Source organism: Stieleria maiorica (genome assembly GCF_008035925.1).
In the GTDB taxonomy this organism is placed as follows: domain Bacteria; phylum Planctomycetota; class Planctomycetia; order Pirellulales; family Pirellulaceae; genus Stieleria; species Stieleria maiorica.
Map to the genome: position 1 here is coordinate 410,108 of NZ_CP036264.1, position 24,579 is coordinate 434,686.

1 protein-coding gene is annotated in these 24,579 nt (G+C 58.3%); it reads left to right on the forward strand.

Going from position 1 to position 24,579, the window contains the following annotated elements; translation table 11 throughout:
* Positions 1 to 206: 206 nt before the first annotated feature.
* Positions 207 to 24,572 (forward strand): CARDB domain-containing protein, encoded by a 24,366-nt coding sequence (locus Mal15_RS01315; RefSeq protein WP_147866091.1) that lies wholly within the window; start codon positions 207 to 209, stop codon positions 24,570 to 24,572.
* Positions 24,573 to 24,579: the final 7 nt, after the last annotated feature.

Below are 24,579 nucleotides of genomic sequence, written 5' to 3' on the forward strand. Positions count from 1 at the left end.
GACCAATGCAAGATTGCAGCATGAACCGCCCCTCCGATCCCGCCCGCCCTGGCAGTGCCTTCTACAGCCGCAAACTGCGGCGTCTTTTCGCCAGCTGCCGGCCTCTACTCCCGGCCGTGTCGCTGCGGCTTCTGACGACCCGATGTCCCAACGCGGCTGGAGATCGGGCATGACTTTTTTGGTGATCCATTGGACAAGGTGACACCGTGAAGAACGTGAAGAACACGATCAACCGGCCTCGAAGACAAAACCGCAAGCGACGAAAACAACGTTTGCGTTTGTCTCGCAAGCAGCTCCGCCTGGAACTGCTCGAAGACCGCCGAATGCTGGCACAGGTCGATTGGGACGGCGGAGGCGATGGTCTGTTGTGGTCTGACCCGATCAACTGGAGCACCGATCAACTGCCCGGCGTCAACGACGATGTGCGCATCAACCTGGCTGGTGACTACGAAGTCATCATCGATTCGGACGTTTCCGTGGCATCGATCGCGATCGGAAACGCCGTCGGAACCCAAACCTTGGCGATCGATTCGTCGACGTTGGAGCTGACCGCCGGACCGCTCGTGGTTGCATCGGGATCGACCGTCGATGTCATTGCACCGGCAAGTATCCGGGGCCAAGTCGACAACAGCGGCCAGTTCGACCTGTCATACGACGTGTTCTCCAGCTCTCAGCCGCCCGAATCGGTGACACTGTCCGGAGCTTTCATCAATCGCCCCGGAGGGCTGATGACGCTCTTCCCTGGCGTCAATGCGACCAACACCACCGCTGCAATTACCCAAACGTTCACGGCGGATTTCCAGAACGGTTTGACCAACGCGGGGACGATCCGGCTGAGCGAGGGTGTGGGGTCTTCAAAGGACGCCGCCAACACCGAGCTTCGCATCAGTGGTGGAACACTGCTAAACCAGGCGAGCGGTGTGATCGAATCGGTGATCGGCGACGGGGCCGGATCGATCGGTTCACGCACGATCTCCGGAACGATCAACAACCAGGGAACGATCGAAGCGGTCGATCGTGATTTGATCCTGACCGATGCCACGCTTTCTGATAACGGCGAGCTGAAAACCAATCCCGGGACTTCGATCGTGGTGTCGAGCGGTTCGCGATTCAATCCCGGGACCGGCCAGATCACCGGATCGGGTACGCTTGAATTGCGCGGCGGTGCGGAGCTGGGCGACGGGACGATCACCGGCGATGTCGAATTCTACGATGCCGGTATGCCCGCCGGAACCAGTGTGACCAACGCGGGGGTGCTGACCTTTCACGAGCATTTCAGTTTCTCATCGAGTGCTGACGTCACACGAACCATCGCCGGGACATTCACCAATGCCGCGACCGGAATGCTGCGGCTGATGCCAAGCGTCAACGCGGTCAATACAACTGCGGCGATCACCAAAACCTACACGGTCGATTTCCGAAACGGATTAACCAATGCCGGAAGGATTGAGCTGAGCGAAGGCAACAGCGCCAACGTTGACTCCGCGATCACCGTCCTGCGAATCAGTGACGGAACACTCCTCAACGAGTCGACCGGGGTGATCGCGTCTCTCCTTGGCGGCGGCAATGGAAGCGTCCGCCCTCGAGAAATTGATGGAAATCTGAGCAATTCGGGAATGCTATCGCTTTCCGAAGATCTCGTGCATCGTGGCGTCGGAGCGATGTTGGACAATCGGCAGACGATCCAAAACACTGCGACGGGAAGGTTGATCGTCGCGGGGTCGACGCTCAACAACGAAGGCACGCTGGAGACTCCCACGGACATCGTCGCGGAAGTCCGCGGGGGCATGTTCAACCCGCTGACGGGCGAGTTAACCGGTGACGGATTCTTGCTGTTGGACGATGCAGCAGTACTGGGTAGCGGCACTCTGAAAGGAAATCTGCGTTATGACGATGCGGAATTCCCCGAAAGTTCGGTGTTTGTCAACGAAGGAATGATCGAATTTGTCCGCCACCACCCATTCAGCTCGTCGTCCGAAGCGACCAGAGTGATGGCGGGCACCTTTACCAACGCATCGACGGGGACATTGGAATTCAAGCCCAGCGTCGGCGCGACCAATACAACGGCGCCGATCAGTAAGACGCTGACGGTCGATTTTCAGAACGGCCTGACGAACGCGGGAGCGATCCGGTTAGGTGAGGGTGCGAGCGATTCAAGCGACTCCGCCAACACGCTCGTCCGAATCAGCGGAGGCGTGTTGGACAATCGGCCAACGGGTGTGATCGAAACGATCCTCGGCGACGGGGCCGGAACGATCGGTTCACGCGCGATCTCCGGAACGATCGACAACCAGGGGACGATCGAAGCGGTCGATCGTGATTTGATCCTGACCGATGCCACGCTTTCTGATAACGGCGACCTGAAAACCAATCCCGGGACTTCGATCGTGGTGTCGAGCGGTTCGCGATTCAATCCCGGGACCGGCCAGATCACCGGATCGGGGACGTTTGAATTGCGCGGCGGTGCGGAACTTGGCAACGGGACGATCACCGGCGATGTCGAATTCTACGATGCCGGTATGCCCGCCGGAACCAGTGTGACCAACGCGGGGGTGCTGACCTTTCACGAGCATTTCAGTTTCTCATCGAGTGTTGACGTCACACGAACCATCGCCGGGACATTTACCAATGCCGCGACCGGAACGCTGCGGCTGATGCCGAACGTAAACGCGGTCAATACAACTGCGGCGATCACCAAAACCTACACGGTCGATTTTCAAAACGGATTGACCAACGCCGGAAGGATTGAGCTGAGCGAAGGCAACAGCGCCAGCATTGACTCCGCGATCACCGTCCTGCGAATCAGCGGCGGAACACTCCTCAACGAGTCGACCGGCGTGATCCTCTCCGCACGTGGCGAGGGCAGTGGTAGTTTGCATCCCCGTGTCATTGACGGCGACACGATGAACCTGGGGACGATCTTCATTTCCCACGATTTGAAGCACCAAGGCACCGGCGACACCCTCGTCAATCAAAACTCCATCGTCAATACCTTCGGTGGCAGCCTGATGGTTAACGGATCCACGTTCAACAACGAAGGGACGATGGAAACTCCGGTGGGCGTGATCGCCAGGGTCGACGGCGGCACGTTCAATCCGCTCAGCGGAGCGTTGATCGGGGATGGATTCTTGTTGCTTGACGGCGGCGCTGCACTGGGGGGAGGGACTCTTCAAGGCAATCTCCGGTTTGACAATGCGGAATTCCCTGCCAGTTCGGTCCTGGTCAATGAAGGTTTGATCGAGGTTGTTCGCCATCACGCGTCAAGCACGACTCCGGAAGTCACCCGCACCTTTGCCGGCAGCTTCACCAATGCGGCTACGGGCACTCTGGCGATCAAACCCAGTGTCAACGCAACCAACACCACCGCCGCGATCAACAAGACGCTTTCAGTTGACTTTCCAAATGGGCTCACCAACGCGGGAACGATCGAGCTGGGTGAAGGTCCCAGCGGCAACAGCGACGCTGCCAACACGACGCTGTCGATCAGTGGCGGGATGTTACTCAATCTTGCCACCGGGACGATCACGTCCCAGGCAGGAGAAGGCAGCGGAACACGCGGCGCCCGTCACATTTCGGGACCGATCACCAACGACGGAACGATCCTGGTCCAGTCGCAAGATCTCTCGCTTAGCGAAGCACCGTCCAACTACACCGATGGACGACTCGCTGGTGGAAACTACGTGATACACAATAGGTTCGTCTTTCCGAACCAAGGCATTACCAATCTCGCGTCGTCGATCGAGCAACACGGCAACGGAAGAATCTTCGACGGTAGCGGCAACAATTCTTTGGTGTCGCTGAGCACCATCGAGACCGATGGCGAGCTTCAACTCCTGGACGAAACGGGCCTGTTTATCAATGGGGCGTTGGAGAATCGTGGTCTGTTCCGGCTAGATGGCTTGAGCGCGTTCGCGACCGGTTTCTTTACCGACCTTGTCCAGACCGATGGATTGACCGAAATCACGAACGGCGCGGAGATGCTGACCGGGACATTTTTCCTGGATGGCGGCAGTCTTCGCGGTGACGGGACCCTCCTGGGTAACATCAGCAATCGCGTCGGCGTTGTCCAGCCGCTCGGCGGTGGCTTGGTCGTGCTGGGACGGTTCGAGCAAGGGAACGCAGGGACACTGCAAATCGCGCTCAATGGCCCGCCGCCGGATCAGTTCGGTTTCGTTCGAGCCGATGAAGTGAGCCTCGATGGCACGCTGAGCGTTTCGGTGGCGGACGGATATGCGCCCGGTGCCGCAGATTCGTTCGAGATTCTCGATTACCCGTTGTTTTCACGATCCGGCGATTTCGCGACATTCACGGGACTGGACTATGCCCCGAACCGACTGTTGGTCCCCAACAATACGGGCGACGGCTACTTCCTGGACGCCGATTTCGTCAGCATCAGTGTCGAGCCGTTCGAAAACCTGGCGACCACCGAAGCCGGCGGCAGTGTCACGTTTTCGGTGACCTTGGACCAGCAACCCACCGCCGATGTCACGGTCGGGATCTCCACCAGCGACCCGAGCGAAGGAACGGTCAGCGTCGACTCGGTCACTTTCACACCTACCGACTGGGCGTCCAAGTCGGTCACGGTGACCGGGGTCGACGACTTCGATGACGACGGGAACATCGGGTACCGAATCGTCACCAGTGCGGCGGTCAGTGACGACCTGAACTTTAAAGACTTTGATCCGGTCGACGTTTCGCTTGTCAACCAGGATGACGACGAAACTCAAATCATCATCACCCCGTCATCGTCCACCGAGACCACCGAAACCGGCGGCACGACTGAGTTTTCCGTCTCGCTTGGCAGCCGACCGACCGCCGAGGTGATCGTCGACGTCCGATCCAACCTCACCCGCGAAGGCCAGGTGTCGGTCGAGCAACTCGTGTTCACACCGGAGAACTTTAACACGCCACAAACGGTCACGGTGACCGGTCAAGACGATTCGGTCGACGACGGTGACACCGACTACGCGATCACACTCAGCATCGCCGCCACCGCCGACGCGGACTATCAATCCGCTTCCGACCAAACGATCACGCTTCGGAACATCGACGACGACACCGCGAACTTTGTCTGGGACGGCGGCGGAGATGGAACCAGCTGGCACGACCCGCTCAACTGGCTCGGCGACGCGGTGCCCGACGCAACCGCCGATGTCCTGATCCCCGATCAATCGGGAGACATCACGGTCGCAGTGACGCAGTCAATCACGATCAACAGTCTGTATGCGGAGGAGAATGTTGCCGTTTCGCAAAGCAGTCTCAGTGTTTCGGGTGGGGCACTCTTAACTCGATTAGAAATCAGCGGCACGCTGACCGGCAGCGGCGACGTGACGATCACGGATCGACTGGATTGGCCGCGGGGGGCAATGCGTGGATCGGGAAAGACGATTCTCGCCAGCGGCGCGACCGCATCGGCCAACACAGCGTTTTACCAGAACGGTCTGTACCGAACGTTTGAGAACTATGGCGCGCTCGCGGTCACCGGCACCATCAATGTGCTCAGCGATGGGACGGCAACCGGCACCGGCGTGCTGGCCAACATGCCCGGGGGAACGCTGACGCTGAACAACCGAGCCACCCTCTCTTTCCGACAAGATGGTCAAAGCGGGATGGCAGCAGGGCTGGTCACCAACGCGGGGACGCTGCAGCAGATCGGAGTCGATGGTTCCAGTGTCTCCATTCCGTTTGACAATGACGGCGGCACGATTGAAATCGTCGAAGGCAGCCTGGGTTTGGTCAGCAGCCCCAACCTGATCGACACCACGGTCGTCGGTAGTGGACTGTCCGCCCAGGGAACCGTCACCATCGATCACCTGACGTTCAATGATCCCTTGGCCCTGACGGGCGGAACCCTGAATCTTGTTCCCGGTTTCGATCTCATCGGCGATGGAGTCCTCAGCATCCAAGGCGTGGTTTCGATCAACGAGGACCAGACGCTGGAGCGATTGCACCTCAGTGGCACGCTGACCGGCAGCGGCGATGTGACGATCACGGATCGACTGGATTGGCCGCGGGGGGCGATGCGTGGATCGGGAAAGACGATTCTCGCCAGCGGCGCGACCGCATCGGCCAACACAGCGTTTTACCAGAACGGTCTGTACCGAACGTTTGAGAACTATGGCGCGCTCGCGGTCACCGGCACCATCAATGTGCTCAGCGATGGGACGGCAACCGGCACCGGCGTGCTGGCCAACATGCCCGGGGGAACGCTGACGCTGAACAACCGAGCCACTCTCTCTTTCCGACAAGATGGTCAAAGCGGGATGGCAGCAGGGCTGGTCACCAACGCGGGGACGCTGCAGCAGATCGGAGTCGATGGTTCCAGTGTCTTCATTCCGTTCGAAAACGAAGGCATCGTGGAGGTGTTCGAGGGTCGGCTGGATATTGCGAGTAGTTTTTCAAACTTTGCCAACAACCGCTTTGCAGGTGGTCGCTACATCATCGCCGGCGAGCTGCGGTTTCCCGGTGCCGACATCCAGTCCAACGCAGCGACGATCGAATTGATCGCTCCCGGCGCCGCGATCCGCGACACCGGTGGCAATGACGCCCTGCGTGGTTTTCGTTTGAACGAAGTTGACGGGACGTTTGCGATCGCCGACGGTGTCGATATCACGGTTCCGGCGGACTTCACCAACGCGGGGATCGTCGATGTGGGGTTTGGCAGCACGTTCTCCGTCACCGGTGACTTTATCCAAACCGGCGGCGAAACGGGCGTCGCCGAAGGCGGCTGGATCGACCCGTCAAATCAGTTCCTGCTTCAAGGCGGAACGCTCGAAGGCAACGGAATCGTCTGGTCCGATACGGTCAACTCCGGCGGTGATGTCATGCCGGGATTCGATGGGCCGGGGATACTGACGATCCGAGGAAACTACACCCAAACTTCCGGCGGCAGTCTGTCGTTCGACGTCGCGGGTACCGAATTCGGTACTCAATATGATCGCCTGGGCGTCTTCAATTCCGTGACGTTGGACGGCACGCTCAACGTGGATGTTGCCAGTACGTTCCTGCCCAGTCGCGGCGACGTCTTTGAACTGATCACCAGTTTTGGAATTCAAACGGGAGGCTTTTCGGCTTTCAACGGCCTGGTCATCGACAACAATCGTGCCCTCGTGCCGGTCCGAACCGACAACACCTATTCACTGGCCAGTGTCGTGGCCGGGATCAAAATCGAGCCGTTGACCGGACTGACCACCACCGAAGCGGGCGGCACGGCGACCTTCACGATCCAGTTGGAAGACATTCCGGCCGCACCGGTCACGATCAACCTACAGCCCAGCGATCCCGGTGAAGGCAGCTTGGATGCCTCTTCGGTCACCTTTGACGAGAACAACTGGAACGTGCCACAAACGGTCACCATTACCGGCTTGGATGACGATGTCGACGACGGTGACAAACCCTATTCGATCCTCACCGCTCCGATCATCAGTGACGACCCGCTGTACAGCGGCCTGGATCCGTCGGACGTCAATGTGGTCAACGTCGATGATGACCAAGCCGGACTGGTTGTCAGCTCGCCCACAACGAATCAAACCAGCGAAGCAGGCGGAACGAGCGAACTGACGATCGCGTTAGAGAGCGAGCCGACGGCCAACGTGATCGTATCGGTCAATTCCAATGATTCCGGCGAAGGCGCACCGTCTCCGAGTTTGATCACGTTCACGCCTGAGGACTGGAACGTGGCACGCGCCGTCACCATCGCCGGACAGCCCGACGATGTGGACGACGGCGACATTCCGTATCAGGTGACCGTCGCGATTGAGTCATCCGCCGACACGGCCTACGCCGCGGTGGCGAGTCAAACTTTCGACCTGACCAATGCCGACGACGACACCGCCGGCATCACCGTCGCCGCGCCGACCAACTTGCAGACCAGCGAATCCGGCGCCACAGCCAGCTTTACCGTCGTCCTCGACAGCGAGCCCACCGAAAATGTCACGCTGACCGTTGAATCCAACGATTCATCCGAGGCGACGGTCACACCGCCGACCTACACCTTCACGCCGACCAATTGGGATCAGCCGCAGACGTTCACCGTCACCGGACTCGATGATTTGCTGGACGATGGTGACGTGCCCTACCAAATCACCTTCACCGCAACGACCAGCTCGGATCCGCTGTACGACGGAATTCAGCTCGATCCGCTGCCAGCGATCAATCTGAACACTCAAACCTATGACTTAGCGTTGATCGACGTCGACACCAGTGGATTGGTGTACGACTCACAAACACTGACCGTCGGCGGGACCGTTTCCGCAACGGTCACGAACGCAGGCCCGACCGATGTCCCGGGACCGATCGAAGTCGCGTTTTTTGAGGACACGGATCGAAACGGATCGTTCAACCCGGCGGTCGACGCTATTCTCGGAACGACCACGGTCACCGAGTCGCTGGCCAGCGGTGCAAGCCGTTCGCTCTCTGTCGCGCTGTCGGGAAGCGTTCTGTTTGTCGACAACGTGATCTGGGGCGTCGTCGATTCCGCGGACGTCGTCACGGAAATCGACGAGCTGAACAATTACGCGCGTCATGAGTGTTTTGTCGGTGGACAGCTGATCGACGTGTCCAGCAATCTAGACGGCAGTGCACTGACCGCCAGCGGTGTCTACCAAGCAAGCGTCCCGGCCAACGCGTTCGATCGCAATACCAGTACAGGGTGGAATGCCGGCTCACATCCGCCTGAATGGATCGAGGCCGATTTGGGAGGCACCTTCCCGCTGTCGCGCATCGAACTCTTGCCCTCACAATTACCCCAAACGGCGACGACGACGCACGAGATTTGGGTCTCCGACACACCGATCGGGAGCAACCGTGCCGGTGCCGTCTTGGCCAAGCGGTTGACCTCCGTGACGACCAGCGGCCAATCCTTTCACATCGAGTTTGATGAAACGATCCCCGGCCGGTATGTCCAGGTCCACACGACGTCGTCGGCCTCGTGGGTGAGCTGGTTCGAAATCAGTGTCCTTGCACAAGAACAACAGCCCGCACCGGACCTGACGGCTTCTTACATTCGAACCAACCCGGCCGGGGCATCGGTTAATGTTGTCGCGAGAGTCGGCAACGGCGGGCAAGTGCACACCGAAGCCGGTGTTCCGGTCGCATTCTACGACGGAGACCCGAGTGCCGACGGAACCCTGCTCGGCACCGTCAACACGACTCGGCGCCTCGATCCCGGGGAATTCGAAGATGTCACCATTTCGGTCCCCAGCAGCTTCACCCAGCTGTACGTCGTCGCCGACGACGACGGGACGGGCACCGGCACGATCGCCGAGTGCGACGAGGAGAACAATCAGGCCTTTGTCGACGCACAGCCCCGGCCCGACCTGGACGTCGATTCGGTCACCGCCGTCGGTTCGGCCCAAACCGGTGATGTGATCTCCGTCGCGTGGCGCGTCAACAACATCGGGCAAGCGTTCGCCGAAGCGTCGTGGACCGATCAAGTTTTCTTGTCCTCCGACCAGGTGCTCGATGCCGCCGACACGCTGCTCGGTCAATTGAGTCGTACCGATGATCTCGCCTTCAGCTCGCGCTACGACGCACAGATCGACGTCACGATACCGCAGGATGCGACCGGCGACCTGTTTTTGATCGTCGCAACCGATGCCGCCGGCGCTGTGATCGAACTTGATGAAGCAAACAACATTGCGACGTCAGCGATTGCGATCAGCCCCGCTCCGACACCCGACCTGCGTTTTGCATCGGCGTCGACCAGCAGCGATTCGATCCAGCCCGGTCAGCAGGTCGTGCTTCGCTGGACGGTCGAAAACCTTGGCACCGCAATCGCCGCGGCCGACTGGACCGACCAGGTCTACCTCTCGACCGACGGAACCGTGGCCGGTGGCATCCCGATCGCCAGCGTGATCCAAGACATGGCGTTGGACGTCAATCAGAATCGCACGGTCGAAAGCACCATCGTGATCCCCGATGTCGCCGACGGCCAATATCGGCTCGTCTTTACACTCGACCGAAACGACGACTTGTTCGAGCGTGATGGGGAAACCAACAATGAATTTGTGCTGCCACAAACGATCACGGTCGGCCATCCCGACCTGACCGGAGATCTTGTCGATCCGCCCGCGGAAGTCGTCGCCGGAAGCACGCTGACGATTGATTGGATCGAAAGCCAAATCGGGTCGACGGCGACGCTCAGCGGGTTCGCGACGCGTCTGTACCTGTCGCAGGATGATCGAGTCGACACGGGTGACGTGCTGCTCGCCGAGCGACTGGAGACGGAAATCTGGCAACCGGGAAGAACGCTGAACTCTCAAGCAGAAGTTGCCATTCCGATCGAATTGAGCGGCAATTATTTCTTGGTGTTGAGCACTGACGCGGACGACGAAATCTACGAACTGGGTGCAGAAGAGAACAACCTAGCCGCCAGCCCGATCACGCTGACCGTTCCGCCGCACGCGGATCTGGTGGCCAGCAACGTGGCCAATCCCACCATGGTGATCGGTGACCCCGCGTCGATGACCGTCAGTTGGACGGTGACCAACAGCGGCGACGCCCCGACGAACGCCGACCGCTGGGTGGATTCGATCATCCTGTCGCCTGACGAAATCTTTGGAAACGACGACGATCGCGTCGTCGGGCAATTCGAACGCGAGACGGCGTTGGCCAACGGCGACAGCTACGATGCTTCGGTCGACCTGACGCTGCCGTTAGGGATGTCCGGACTGTTCAACGTCTTTGTTCAGTCGGACTCGCAGGGAGACGTGTTCGAAGACGGCAAAACAGCCAACAACAACGCCCGCGCTGCGGGACAGGTCGACATCACACCGGCGCCGTACGCCGACCTGGTCGTTTCTTCGATCACGGTGCCGCCGCAAGCATCCAGCGGCGGACCGCTCGAGGTCAGCTGGGAAGTGGCCAACCAGGGCATCGCCGCAACCGACGTGGCGAGTTGGAGCGACATCATTCGGCTTGCGCGTAAACCCGACGGGACGGACCTGTTGCATGCATTCGATCTGGTTTCCGGGGATCGAAGCATCGCCGTAAGCAGCAGCCACTTTGGCGTGCTGGATGTTGATCAGAGCTATCGGCGGACCAGCCAGATTGCGTTGCCCAATGGACTGGAAGGCACGTTCTATGTCGTCGTTTCCACCGGAACGTTTTCCAGTGTTTTCGAACATCGTTTCGGCGGCAACAACGGTTTGATCTCCGATGCGACCGACGTCACCGTTGCGCCCTCGCCCGATCTGGTTGTCGAGTCGATCACCGCACCGCCCGAAGCCAAGTCGGGTACGAAGATCGATGTCGAGTGGACGGTCCGCAACACCGGTAGCGCAGCGGCCGATGGGCGTTGGAGTGACCGAGTGTCGCTCAAGCCCGTGGGCGATCCCGATGCGAATCTCATCAGCTTGGGCATTTTCGAAACCTCGCTGTCGCTCGACCCCGGTTTGTCCTACACCCGCGCCGAACAGTTTTCGATTGCCGCCGAACTGGAGGGTGCGTTCCAGGTCGTCGTGCATTCGAACTTTACCGACGCACTGTATGAACACGCGGATGCCGCCGACAACAACGTCAGCGAAGACGATGGAATCATCGTCGTCAGTCACCCTCCACGTCCGGATCTTCAAGTCACCGATATCATTGCGCCGACGAACGTTCCGGCGGGTGGAACCATCGCGGCCACCTACATCGTGACCAACCGCGGAACGGAGACGACGAAGGGACGCTGGAAAGATCGGGTTTACCTGTCGCTCGACAATCGGATCACCAGCGACGACATCGAACTGGGCACCTTTGGCAATGCTGCCGCTTTGGCTCCCAATGAATCCTATCAGGTTTCGATCGATCCGTACGTTGTCCCGGGGCGGTTCCGCGGCGATGTGTTTGTGTTGGTGCAAACGGACATCGACGATTCGATCGAAGAATACCCGGATGAAGACAATAACGTTGCCACGCATTCGTTCTTCGCCGAAGCACTTCCCCCGGCCGACCTGGTCACCTCCGGCGTCGTCGCCCCTGACGAAGTCTTTGAAGGAACGACGATCGACGTTTCCTACACCGTCACCAACCTCGGACTTGGCGAGACAAACGTCGACTCCTGGAATGACACGATCTGGCTGACCGTTGATCGAAACCGTCCAGACGTTCGGACCGACGATATTTTGTTGGGCACGTTCTCGCACTCCGGATCACTGGCCATCGGCGAAGACTACCAGGCGACTCATCGGGTGACCCTGCCGAGAATCGATGGCCGCGATTTTAATGCCGGCCAATGGCAAATCACTGTTTGGTCGGATGCCTACGACGTCGTGATCGAAGACACCCGAGACATCAATGCGAATCCCGATGACCCGAACGAACTGGATAGCAACAACTACAAGTCGCGGTCGATCACGGTGCTGCCGATACCACCTGCGGATTTGGTCGTCGACAGCGTCGTTGCACCGGCAAACGTTGTCGCCGGTACGGCCCTCGCCGTCGAGTGGACGGTACGAAACCAAGGCGATACCGCAACTCAAGGGGATACCTGGTACGACTCGGTCTATGTTTCGACGCATGCCGATCGGCGGCATCCTGACGCCCGAACGTGGAGCCTTGGGACGTTCACTCATCAGGGTCGGTTGGATGCAGACCAACATTACAGCGCGGAAGCCGTCTTTGATTTGACACCGGAAATCTTTGGCAACCACGTCATTGTCGAGACCGACACCAGATCCCCCGGCATCTATGAAGGCCTGTTCGAAGACAACAACGAGCGATCGACCGAGATCGAGATCAGCCGGGCCGCCGCCGACTTGCAGATTACCAACATCGACTTGCCAGCGTCGAGCGAATCGGGCGAATACGTCGATCTCAGTTGGACGGTGACCAACGTCGGTGCGCCCGTCTGGTCCGGCACCACGTACTGGACCGATTATGTGTACCTGTCACGGTTTCCCGAGTTCCAACTCAGCGAGTCGACGCTGGTTCGAAAACAAATCCATCGCAGTGACACCCCGCTGGGAACCGGGGAAAGCTACACCGAGTCAACGCAAATCCGCATGCCTCGCGGTGCCGATGGCGAATATTACGTGTATGTCTGGACGGATGCACTGCCGATTCCGGATCCACGCCCCCACGAACCGGTCGTCCCATCAATGGACAACGGTTCCAGTGAAGCGTTTTATGCGGGAACGAACGGATGGGGACGCGGTGCAGTGTACGAAGGTGGGCGATTGCAAAACGGTGGGTTCGCCGCCAATGAATTCAACAACCGAGATTCTCGCGCCATCGAAGTCTCCTATTCGGAACCAGATCTAAGCATCACCTCGTTGACCGTCCCCTCGGGCACCGCTGAATCCAGTCAATCCATCACCGTTAATTGGACCGTGCAGAACATCGGCACGGCCGCTACCTACTCGCGCCCCGGCACGGATCTTGCTGAGACCGCGTGGCCGGATCGCGTCTTTCTTTCCCGCGATGAATCATTGGACTCGTCTGACTGGTTATTAGGTTCAAGAGACGGCTTCGGTGCCAACGGAAAGGTGCTCGGTGTCGGTGAAACCTACAGTCGGTCGCTCGATGTGCGCCTACCTCAAGGGATCGACGGCGACTTCTATCTGATCGTCGACGTCGACTCAAAGTTCACCCGTGCACGCTTCCCCAAAGTCGACGGAAGCGGTATTGAGTTCAGGGCCGGCGGCTCTTCGGCAACAGATTGCTTGGCGATCTTCCGCAACGACATCGTCAGCTGCGGCGACACTCCGATGGCAGTCGTGCTGGAATTCGACGGCGAGGCTGATAACACGGCCAAGGCATTCTTGCCGATCGAACTGACAGACCCGCCGGACCTGCAGGTGACATCCGTCGCGGTGCCGCCGCGTCTGCTCGCCGGAAAGTCCTTCGACGTCCAATACACCGTCAGCAACCTTGGCGCAGGAGACACGCCGCCGAACCAGGCCAGTTGGACCGATTTAGTTTATCTCTCTCGCGACCCATTCCTGGACAGAAAGACGGATCTGTACCTCGGATCGGGATCTCATTCGGGTGGATTAACGACGGGGCAATCCTATACGGCGACGCAATCCGTTCGCGCCCCGCGGGATCTGCAAGGTCCTTACTACGTGATCGTCATCACTGACCCAATTCTCAATAACCGTTTCCCCGATGGCAACGTGTTTGAGTTGGACAAGGAATTCAACAACTGGTTCGCCGGCAAGCCGCCGACCGTGATTGAGCTTCCTCCGCCGGCGGACCTGCAAGTCGATTCGATCAGCATTCCGCAAACTGGAAAATCGGGCGAAGACGTCCAGATCACTTGGTCGGTCACCAATCATGGCCCCGAACCGGCAACCGGTCCATGGTCGGACGCGTTGTATCTTTCCGAGGATGCGATCTGGGACATTGGTGACATCCCACTGGGGCGAACTGCGTTTCCGGGAATCGTCGAAAACAACGCAACCCGCTTTTCGATGGCCGTCGGTGAGACCTACACCTCCACGCTGACCGCCACGTTGCCGCCGGCGAAACCTGGGCAATACCGCGTCATCACGCGGACGGATATTTTCGATGATGTCTTCGAAGCTGAAAACGAACTCAACAATCAAACCGCGTCTCCCGGAACCATCGAGCTTTCCGTCGATGCATTGACGCCCGGAGTCCCGCTGGCAACCACGCTCAGCACCGGCCAGGTGCGTTTGTACGAAGTCCAAGTCGGTGCCGGCGAGACCTTGCGTGTTTCGATTGAGTCCGACGCTAAAGATGCAGCCAACGAAATCTTCATTCGCTTTCGTGATGTTCCCAATGGCATCGCCTACGACGCAGCCTACTCCGGTCAATTGGCTGCCGATCAGAGCGCGACCATCGCGACCACCGAACCCGGATCCTACTTCGTCTTGGTGCGGGGTTATTCCCAGCCCGCCGATGACACGCCGGTCACACTCACCGCGGAGTTGCTTCCGTTCCAAGTGACGGATGTGAACACCGATGTCGGTGGTGATTCGCGTTGGGTGACGACCACGATTCACGGCGCAAAGTTCGACGAGAACGCGATTCCGAAACTGGTTCGACCGCGGTTCGGTGAATTCGAACCGGTCGACTACAAAGTCCTCGACAGCACTCGGATCCTCGCGACGTTTGATTTGCGCGATGCCCCCCGTGGTCTGTACGATGTCAAGGTCATCAACCCCGACGGCGAAGAAGCTTCCTTGCCGTACCGATATCTGATCGAACGCGCGATCGAGCACGACGTGTCGGTCGGACTGGGAGGACCACGAGTTCTCAATCCCGGCGAAGTGGGCACCTACAGCTTCTCCGTCGACAACCGCAGCAACGTCGACACTCCCTACGTGTATTTCACGATTGGCGTTCCTGAACTCGGCACCAATCCCGATCTGTTTGATTTCCGTTACGCCGCGTTCACATCGAACTTGCGTGGTCGACCCGATGGCGAAGCGTTGGATGACGTGCCGTGGGCGAGCCTGGATTCAGCGATCACGACACCCCAGGACGACAGCTTTCAGACCGACGCGATTGGCCAGATCACCGCCGCCGGAGTGATTCCGGATCTTACGGTGGGCGATTTCGCAGGACTGACATTTAACGTCCACACCTATCCCGGCCTGCAAGAGCTGATTGATCAAGAAGAAAATGAGTTTCTTGCCGCAATGGATCGGTTCTACGAAATGCTCAGCACGCTCGTCAGCGATCAACAGAAGCTTGATGAATTGTTTCCGCAACTGAGCGAAGCCTACGCCGAGTATGCCGGTTCGTTCATGGATACGATCGACCCGATTTTGATCGCGTTCCAGTTTCACATCCGAGCGTCGGCCACCGCAGTGGATCGCGACGAGTTCATCGCATTGCAAACCCAGGAGTCACTGGCGCTTCGCGATGCCGTTTTGGACGATCCCGATGCCTCGCCCGCGCTGCGTGTTCTGGCGGCCGACCGTGATACCTGGGCTGACGCTTATCTTGCCGCACTCGAAGAAGGCGGTTTACTGCGTCCCGAAGATGATGTGCCGCCGGTGCGCGAAAACCCGAAGGTGATCAGTCTTGCGGCCGTGTTGTCGACCGGTGTCCTCGCCGGCCCCGTCGGCGAAGAAATTCAGACCGCTGGCAGTCTGCTCGAATTCTTCGATCACATCCGTCGCTGGTACGGTGACGATGCGGGACTCGCGGAAACCTCCAATCCCGAGGCGACGTATGCCAACGAAGTGGATCCGGCCGCATTTGACTTGAATCAAAGTCGGCAGACGCACTTTCAATCCTTCAATATCTACGTTCCTTTTTCGAACAAGCTGGGATCGGCGGCACTCGACGTTCCTCCCGGCGCCGAACTCTCTCCGCCGAACTTTGCCCGCTTCTTAGAGGGGACGGGTGCCGAAACGCCGGGTGCGACCTTGATCGGCCCCTTTGGTTTTGGCGAACAACAATTTGTTCCCGCGACGGCGCCGTTGCCCTACACCATCCAATTTCAGAACGATGCATCCGCATCTTCGGCAACGAACGATCTGCGTGTGATCACGGAACTGGATGAAGATGTCGATATCCAGTCGTTCCGCCTCGGTGATTTGAAGCTCGGCGATGTTCAAGTACACATTCCCGACGACCGGGCAACGTTTCAAGGCGATTTCGACTTTACCGAAAGCAAGGGCTTTGTGCTCCGTGTCACGGCCGGCGTCGACTTGGGAACACGGATCGCAAGCTGGAGACTGCAAGCGATCGATCCGGCCACCGGTGAATTGGTGCGAGACGGCGACATCGGCTTATTGCCGCCAAACGATGCACGTGGACGCGGCGCGGGTTTTGTCACTTACGAAGTCAATCCCGCCGCGGATCTGGACGTCGACAATGAGGTCACTGCCTCGGCACGTGTCATCTTGAACAACGCACCACCGATGCAGACCAACGCGACCTCGCATCGCGTCGACGTCGCCGCTCCGCTAACCACTCTCTCGACGACTCCGATCGGCGCCGACGGCAGTCGATTCCAAGTTGATTGGAATGCAAATGATGAAACCGATGGATCGGGTGTCAAGCACGTCACGGTTTACGTTGCCAAAGACGGCGGCGATTTCGAGATCTGGCAACGTCAGTCCACCGAATCGAGTGGTATTTATGTGGGGACTCCCGGCAGCACCTACGAGTTCCTTGCGCTTGCGACCGACAATGCGGGTAATCAGGAATCGCCTCGCTTGGGGACCGCGGTGCCGGCTGACGGTTCGCAAGTGAATCTGGGCACGACCAATCGTTTTGATCGAACCAGCGCGCCGCTGCCACCGGCGCCCGAACCGGTCGAGACGCCGTCGACCAACGAACTGTTTCTTGCCGCTCAGTCGGCAGTCCCATCTGCCGGAAATACGTCCGAGTTCGCGAGCGTGTTGCATCCCTTCGCCGCTCGCCAATTCGCCAGCGGCATCCCGACCAGCGAAGCGGGAATCGGGCCGATGGCAATCGCGGTTCGAGACGACGGGACGACGCTGATCAGTGGCGGCGTCGGACGCAATTTCTTGTACGAGGTGTCGATCGAAGGCGGCAGCGTCGGCAACGCAGTCACCGAGTTGTCCCATCCCATTTTCGATCTCCAGTTCGATACCAATGGTGGATTGTGGGCGGCAACCGGTGGCGGACCGCTGTTGCTACTTAACGGGGAAACCGGGGCGATCGAGCGAGAATTTGGTGAAGGGGTCACGCAATCACTGGCGGTCGACCCGACCAGCGGTGACGTGTTTGTCTCCACCGCTCGCGGCATTGCCCGCTTTGATCCGGTCGACGAGACCTTCACTCCGTTCAGCAATTTGCGTGTTGGCAATCTGACATTCGATCCCGAGGGCGTGCTTTGGGGAGCGACATGGCCCAGCCGTGAGACGGTCGTACGTTTCGCCGACGACGGAACGCCGGAACCGATCCTGGATTTCGAAATCCCGATCGACAGTTTGACCTTCGGCGTCCCCGGAACCGACCTGGAAGGCTTGCTGTTCATCAGCAGCAACAGCGGCAAGCGAGGCGCCGGCGGCGAGCTCATCATGGTCGACCTCGCCACACGGCAACAAACCCCAGTCGCCACCGGAGGCACCCGCGGCGACATCGTCAAAGCCACCGCCGACGGCCGACTGTTGATCAGCCAAACCAACCAAGTCGACGTCCTCCAACCCCTCGTCGCCCCCAAAGTCGCCTTCACCAACCCACCTCAAGACGCCGTCGTCGCGCTGCCGCAATTTCAGATCATGGTGACTTTCGATCAGCGTATGAATACCGAGTCGGCGACCGATTCGGGATCGGTGCTAAACCCCTACAATTATCTCTTGACCTCGGGTGTGTCCGGCTCGCTTGAAATCGAAGAAATCCAATACGACGAGGTGACAAACACGGTCGCTATTTCGTTCTCTAGTTTTGAGCCTGGGCAATATGACTTTGTGGTGTTCAACACGGTTGAAAGTGCCAGCGGAATTCTATTGGCGGAGGAATATGCGACGTCTTTTCTCGCCATCTCTGACTTCTCTCAGTTTCTTGACATCGAATTTGACGCATCGCGATCTCACCGAGGTGCAGAAACAGTTTCCATCGACGTGACACTCACAAACTCATCGATTAATGATGTTGCCGTTCCACTCTATCTGGTCCTGGACCCCATTTCGGGTTTTAGCGGTGTGCCTACGGCAACGATATTCGATCAAAACAACGATGTCTGGTTGCTCGACCTGAGCGACAGTGTCGCTGGCGGATTTCTGTCCCCCGGCGAAACCACGATAGCCAAAACAGTCTCGGTGCAAAACAGTGAGATCCAACGGGTATTGTTTGAATACGGGATCTACTCTCTTCCGAGTAACAACCAAAAGCCCGTTTTCGCATCGACCCCCAACACCCAGGCCGATGTGGGGACGATGTATCAATATACGGCGCAAGCGAACGATCCAGATGGATCGCATCTGCGTTACTTGTTGGCGAAGGGGCCGTCAGGCATGCAGATCGACGACAATTCCGGTTTGGTGACTTGGCAGCCCGACGCCGGATCCAAAGAATCGGTGGTGGTGGAGATTCACGCCTACGATACGAGGAACGCATATGCCACCCAAAAATTCATCATCAACGTTTCTGGCGTCAACCAACCTCCGGTCATCGAAGGGCTACTCGATTCGTACACGGTGAGCGAAGGCCAAGCGTTGACGATTCCGATCCTGGTCAGCGATGACAACGCGGATCCGATTTTCGTGTGGGCATCCGAGCTACCACCAGGAGCCGTTTACGATGACCAGATCAAAGCGATCGTTTGGACACCGGGCTTAAACGATGCCGGCATCTACCCCTCGGTCAGTATCTTTGCCGACGACGGCCTTTCCATTTCCAAGTCGACCACCACCATCGTGGTCGAACCACTCAACCAACCCCCACAGTTATTGTTACCCGAACGTCTGCCCGGACGAGAGGGCGAGACCATAAGGTATCACGTTGACGCGTTTGATCCCGAGGGCGAGCGTCTGGCGTTTCGAAGCAACTCACTGCCACCAGGCGCGGTGCTGGATCCAGAGACTGGGATCTTTTCGTGGGTACCGGAGTTTTTCCAGGCCGGAGACTATGACGTTGTATTCGAAGTCAGCGACGGCTTGCATTGGACACAAGAGTCTGTCCTCGTCTCGGTTTCGAACGCCAATGCAGCGCCCTACTTTGGTGGGGCTCGGGACTTCGTCATTCAAGAAGGCCAGGACATTCGGTTTCGTACGACCGCGTTCGACCCCGATAATCCAGGCTACATCGGACCCCTGCCTGCTTCCGACGGTTCGCTCGAATTACTCGATGGCGACGCATCCACCGTCACTTACGCGGCCACAAACCTTCCGCCCGGATCTCAGTTCGATCCGACATCGGCAGAGTTTTATTGGCAGACCGGATTCAACGAATCGGGATTTTACCGCTTTACGGTCCGAGCCAGCGACGACGGCGATGGAGTTGACACGGGGCAATCGGCTGCCGCGGAGTACACCGTCACGGTCCTCAATGCAAACCGCCCTCCGGTAATTGAGCCAATTAACAACGTACAACTCGATCGCGATGAAACGCTCACACTGGCGATCCGCGCCACGGACTTGGACTTTAATCCGATTACTTTGTCTGCGAGTGGTCTACCTGGATATCCGCTACCGGACTTCGTGAGTTTTGCTGCGGGAAACGACGGTCGCGGGACCTTCACCTTCACACCTGGGATCAACGATCGCGGCAATTATCCAATCACCGTGCGAGCCGAAGACGATGGAGACGGAGATCCGAGCAAAAGTCATGTTGATTTTCAAACCTTCGTGGTGACCGTAAATTCAACAAACGAGCCACCGGTGCTCTCACCCATCGGTGATAAAGTGGTCATCGCTGGTGAAACAGTTCAGTTTTCCGTCAACGTCACAGATCTGGACGAAGACGGACTGACGTTTTCAACGGCTGGACTTCCTCAGGGAGCCACTTTGGTCCCAACGTCAAGCTACGGCCAGGCGATTTTCCTTTGGACAACCGGTGGCGACGACATCGGTATTCACCCGGTGACGGTGACCGTCCAGGACAGCGGGAACGGCAATCCTGCCAACCTCTTCTCTGCCGAAGAAACGATTCGGCTGCTTGTCAGGGAATCGAACCAGTCTCCCTCGCTGGATCCTCCGAGCGGCCTTCAGCTTCACGAACTCGAGGACTGGTCGCTTCAGCTGACGGCCTCGGATCCCGACGGTGACACGGTGACATTTTCGGCTCAAGGACTGCCGCCGGGTGCCAAACTCAATGCGGCGACGGGTCAGGTTTCTTGGACGCCCAATCTTTTCCAAGCCGGCCGGTATCCCGATGTGGTTTTCTCGGTATCAGACGGCAATGCCGTTGCTTCCGCATCGGTTGAGTTGGTGGTCCACAACAACAATCAGGCTCCCATCCTTACACCACCTCAGATGGAAACCATCTTTGAAGGTGAAAGGATCGAATTGACGCTCAATGCGGATGACATTGATGGCGATGCGATTCGACTGAGTGCCGCAAACTTGCCAGCAGGCGCCGCACTGGACACCGCTTCGGGCGAATTCGCGTGGCAGCCCAACTTTGAGCAAGCGGGGACATACGTCATCGACGTCACTGCCAGTGACGATTCCGGCGGTTCCGACACGGTGGAATTGGTTCTCTCGGTCGTCGATGTCAATCTCGCCCCCTCGATTGACGTCGGGAATCAGGAAGCAATCGTGGGGCAACCGCTTCAGTTCGTGATCGAGGCGTTGGATCCGGATTCGGATGCCCAACTGACTTTCGACGCCATCGGACTGCCGTTTGGCGCCGCTCTCGATACAACCTCGGGAACTGTCACCTGGACTCCAAAGCCGGCTGATCTCGGTGACCGCGTGGTCGTCTACTCGGTCGATGACGGGAGTGCGGTCGTTCAACGATCTGCCATCCTACGCGCCGCCTACGAGCCTAGCGAACCGAGTGTCTCGATCGAAATCACTCCGAGTTTTCCCTCAGTTCCCGGACAACAAGTGTTCGTGACCGCGCTGGTGGACAGCTTTCTCACGATCGAACAACTTGAGATCATGGTCGATGGAGTTTCCCTGGAACTCGACGAGCGAGGACGCGGCCGATTCGTCCCGGATCGACCGGGCAAATTCAATGTGGTCGCAACTGCGGTTGATGTGGCGGGAACCGTTTCAGTCCAGCAACAGCAGATTCGAGTGAAGAGTGGGGTTGATAACCAACCTCCCTCGGTGTCATTCGACGGGCATGCAGAGGGGTTAGTGATCGACAATCCAACTCCCATTCGTGCAACCGTGTTAGACGAGAACCTCGACGAATGGGTCTTGGAATTGCTTCATCGCGTCGATGGGCCGGCCATCGAGATCGCTGGTGGCATCGATGCGATTGCGAATACACCAATTGCGACTATCGATCCTGGCGAATTCGCCAACGGATTCTATCTGCTTCGTTTGACCGCGGTCGACTACGATGGCCGGACTTCCACATCCGTTGTCTCGATCGAAGTCAACAGCGCCGACAAACGTCGCCATGTCCGCAGCGAGGTTGACTTGTCATTTGAGTTTTCAGGGCAGACGATCACCCTGACGCGACAGTACGATTCGCTCAATCACCTTGCAGAGAGCAGTTTCGGAGGTGGCTGGCGGTGGACCGACCATGACTTCATGATCGAGACGAATGTCGACGCGGCCGGCTCAGGAAGCACAGGGATCGTCACGCCCTACACAACGACGACCCGTCTCTATTTGACACTTCCAAACGGAGAGCGGACGCGTTTTTGGTTCGACCCGGAGCCACTTCAATTTGAGCATCTCAACCTCTTTCGACCGCAATGGCGGAGCGATTCGGGCGACAACACGCTTGAATCGAAGGACGCGTTATTGCTTCGCGCGGGGAATCGCTATTACGAATACGTTTCCGGGCGTCCCTACAATCCGACTTCGCAATCTCCTGGCAAAAACAGCTTTGAGTTGTCTACGGCGGACGGGATTCGTTATCAACTCGATCCGGCTGGCCGGGCAACGAGAATGATTTTGCCGACGGGGCAGTCGTTGATTCTCTCCGAATCAGGAATCCTGATGTCCTCCGGCGAACGCATCACGTTGGTAGGAAACGAGAATGGGCACATCGCGTCCGTGATCTCGCCGTCCAAAAGACTTGACTACGGATACGATCTCGGGAACCGATTGACTTCCGTCGTCGACAGTGAATTACAAACCGCGACGCAGTACGGATATGCCGAATCATCCGGCCGACGACTCAGTCTCGTGGTCACGCCGAGTGATGGTGATCTCATCGCATACAATGGACCAACAACAACCACACCTCTTGCGGGAAATCTCGGCACTGCCTTCCGCTTCGCGTCGCAAGGATTATCAGGGACGTTGAATCCAAATGTCAGCGACCAGTGGGCGTTTGCATTGAGACCGTCTGAGTTGGGAACCACCCGATTGGGCACGGTGCTCATCGGGGTTGAAATCGAATCGCAATCAGTCACTTGGTCACCCTCCGGAGAAGTTGCCGGAGCGTCATCCGTCCTTCGGCACGACGGCCCAGGGTCAAGTTATGCCGTTTTCCCGATTTCAACGGCGGGGCTTCAACAATTGACGGTCGACGGCACCGGCGACCTCACCGACGGACGGTACACCGTCGCGTTGTCTGTGGTTGGTGATGTCAATTTCGACGGCAAAGTCGATGGTACCGACGAGCAACTGGTCTCCACCGCGTTGGGAAGCCAACTCGGCGAGTCCAGCTATCACCCCGAGTACGACTTGAACAGGAACGATCGTGTCGATGCGGCAGATCTAAGCCTCCTATCTGCAAACTTTTCGTTCCAGGCGAACCGCCCTCCACAGGCGGTCGATGCCTCAATCAGGACCCACGAGGATCTTCGACTTTCGGTCCCGTTGAAATCAATTCTTTCAGACCAGGAATTCGATCCGATCTTTCTGAGAATTGACGCGGTTGGCGGCGGATCCGCGCGTCTGACAAAAGATCGGCGATCCGTCCTATTCCAACCGAATGACGGATTTATCGGCACCGGAAACCTGTCGATTACAACGAGCGACGGATTCAACGCATCAGCACATGAGTTCTCGATCGATGTCAGCAGCGCGGCATTGGTCGAACTGCAACTGGTCACGCGGCAATTGTCGCTGGAACTGGGGGAATCTGCGGAGATTGAAATCGTTGGGACATTCGAAGATCAAGAGTCCGTCCGTTTGCCCCCCGACTATGTCACGCTTTCGCTCACTGATTCTTCAATGATCGAACTCGATTCCAGTGGAAGGCTCGTAGCCCGTGGCAATGGGACGTCGGTCATCGTTGCGAACCGGGGAGCGTTAAGCGATGCAACCACCGTGGTGTCAGGTTCCGGCGATGAGACCACTGGCATGCTACGTCTTGTCGGTATCGACGTGTTTCCTGAATCCGTCTCGCTGCCGACGACAAGCGGTGTTCGACCGCTAAGCGTAACGGTAAACGAACAACTGAATCTGACCGCGGCTTCCGAGGGAACGATCTATGTTTCGTCGGACAATCGAGTAGCGGCCGTTTCAGACAATGGCTTGATCACCGCGACCGGACCGGGACAAGCCACAATCATCGCGCTCAACGGGCCGTCCGAGTTTCGCGTCGCCGTCACAACGCAGGAGCCGGTGCCAGGTCCTGCCCTGATTGGAACCGACGGCGGAGTCGTGTTTCAGGACGGGCTGACCGTTCAAGTCGCGCCAAACTCATTGTCTGACGATGTGACTATCTCCGCAACCAAAGTCGAGGAAGCGAACCTCAGCCTGGCCGTTCCCGAATGGCTGGATTTCGTAGCGGCGTTTGAATTGCAACTGGGAGGCGACGATCTTGCGGTTCCCGCCCAGCTAATGTTTCCCACCCCGGCGGGTGTCGATCCTGGAACACCGGTCTTCTACTATCGGCTGTTCGAACTCCCCAATGATGCCGGCGTGTTCGAACCGATCTGGCTTCAGGAGGAGGTTGGGATCGCCGGCGTTGATGGCTACGTGCGAACCTCTTCCCCGCCGCATCCAGGAATCAAAACGACCGGGACCTACCTGATGGCGGAGGGAGCCATACGAACCACGGTTGGAACTGTGCAAGCGACCGTTTCCAGTGTCAATCGTTATACCCCAGTTGGCTATGGTTAGCGGCATG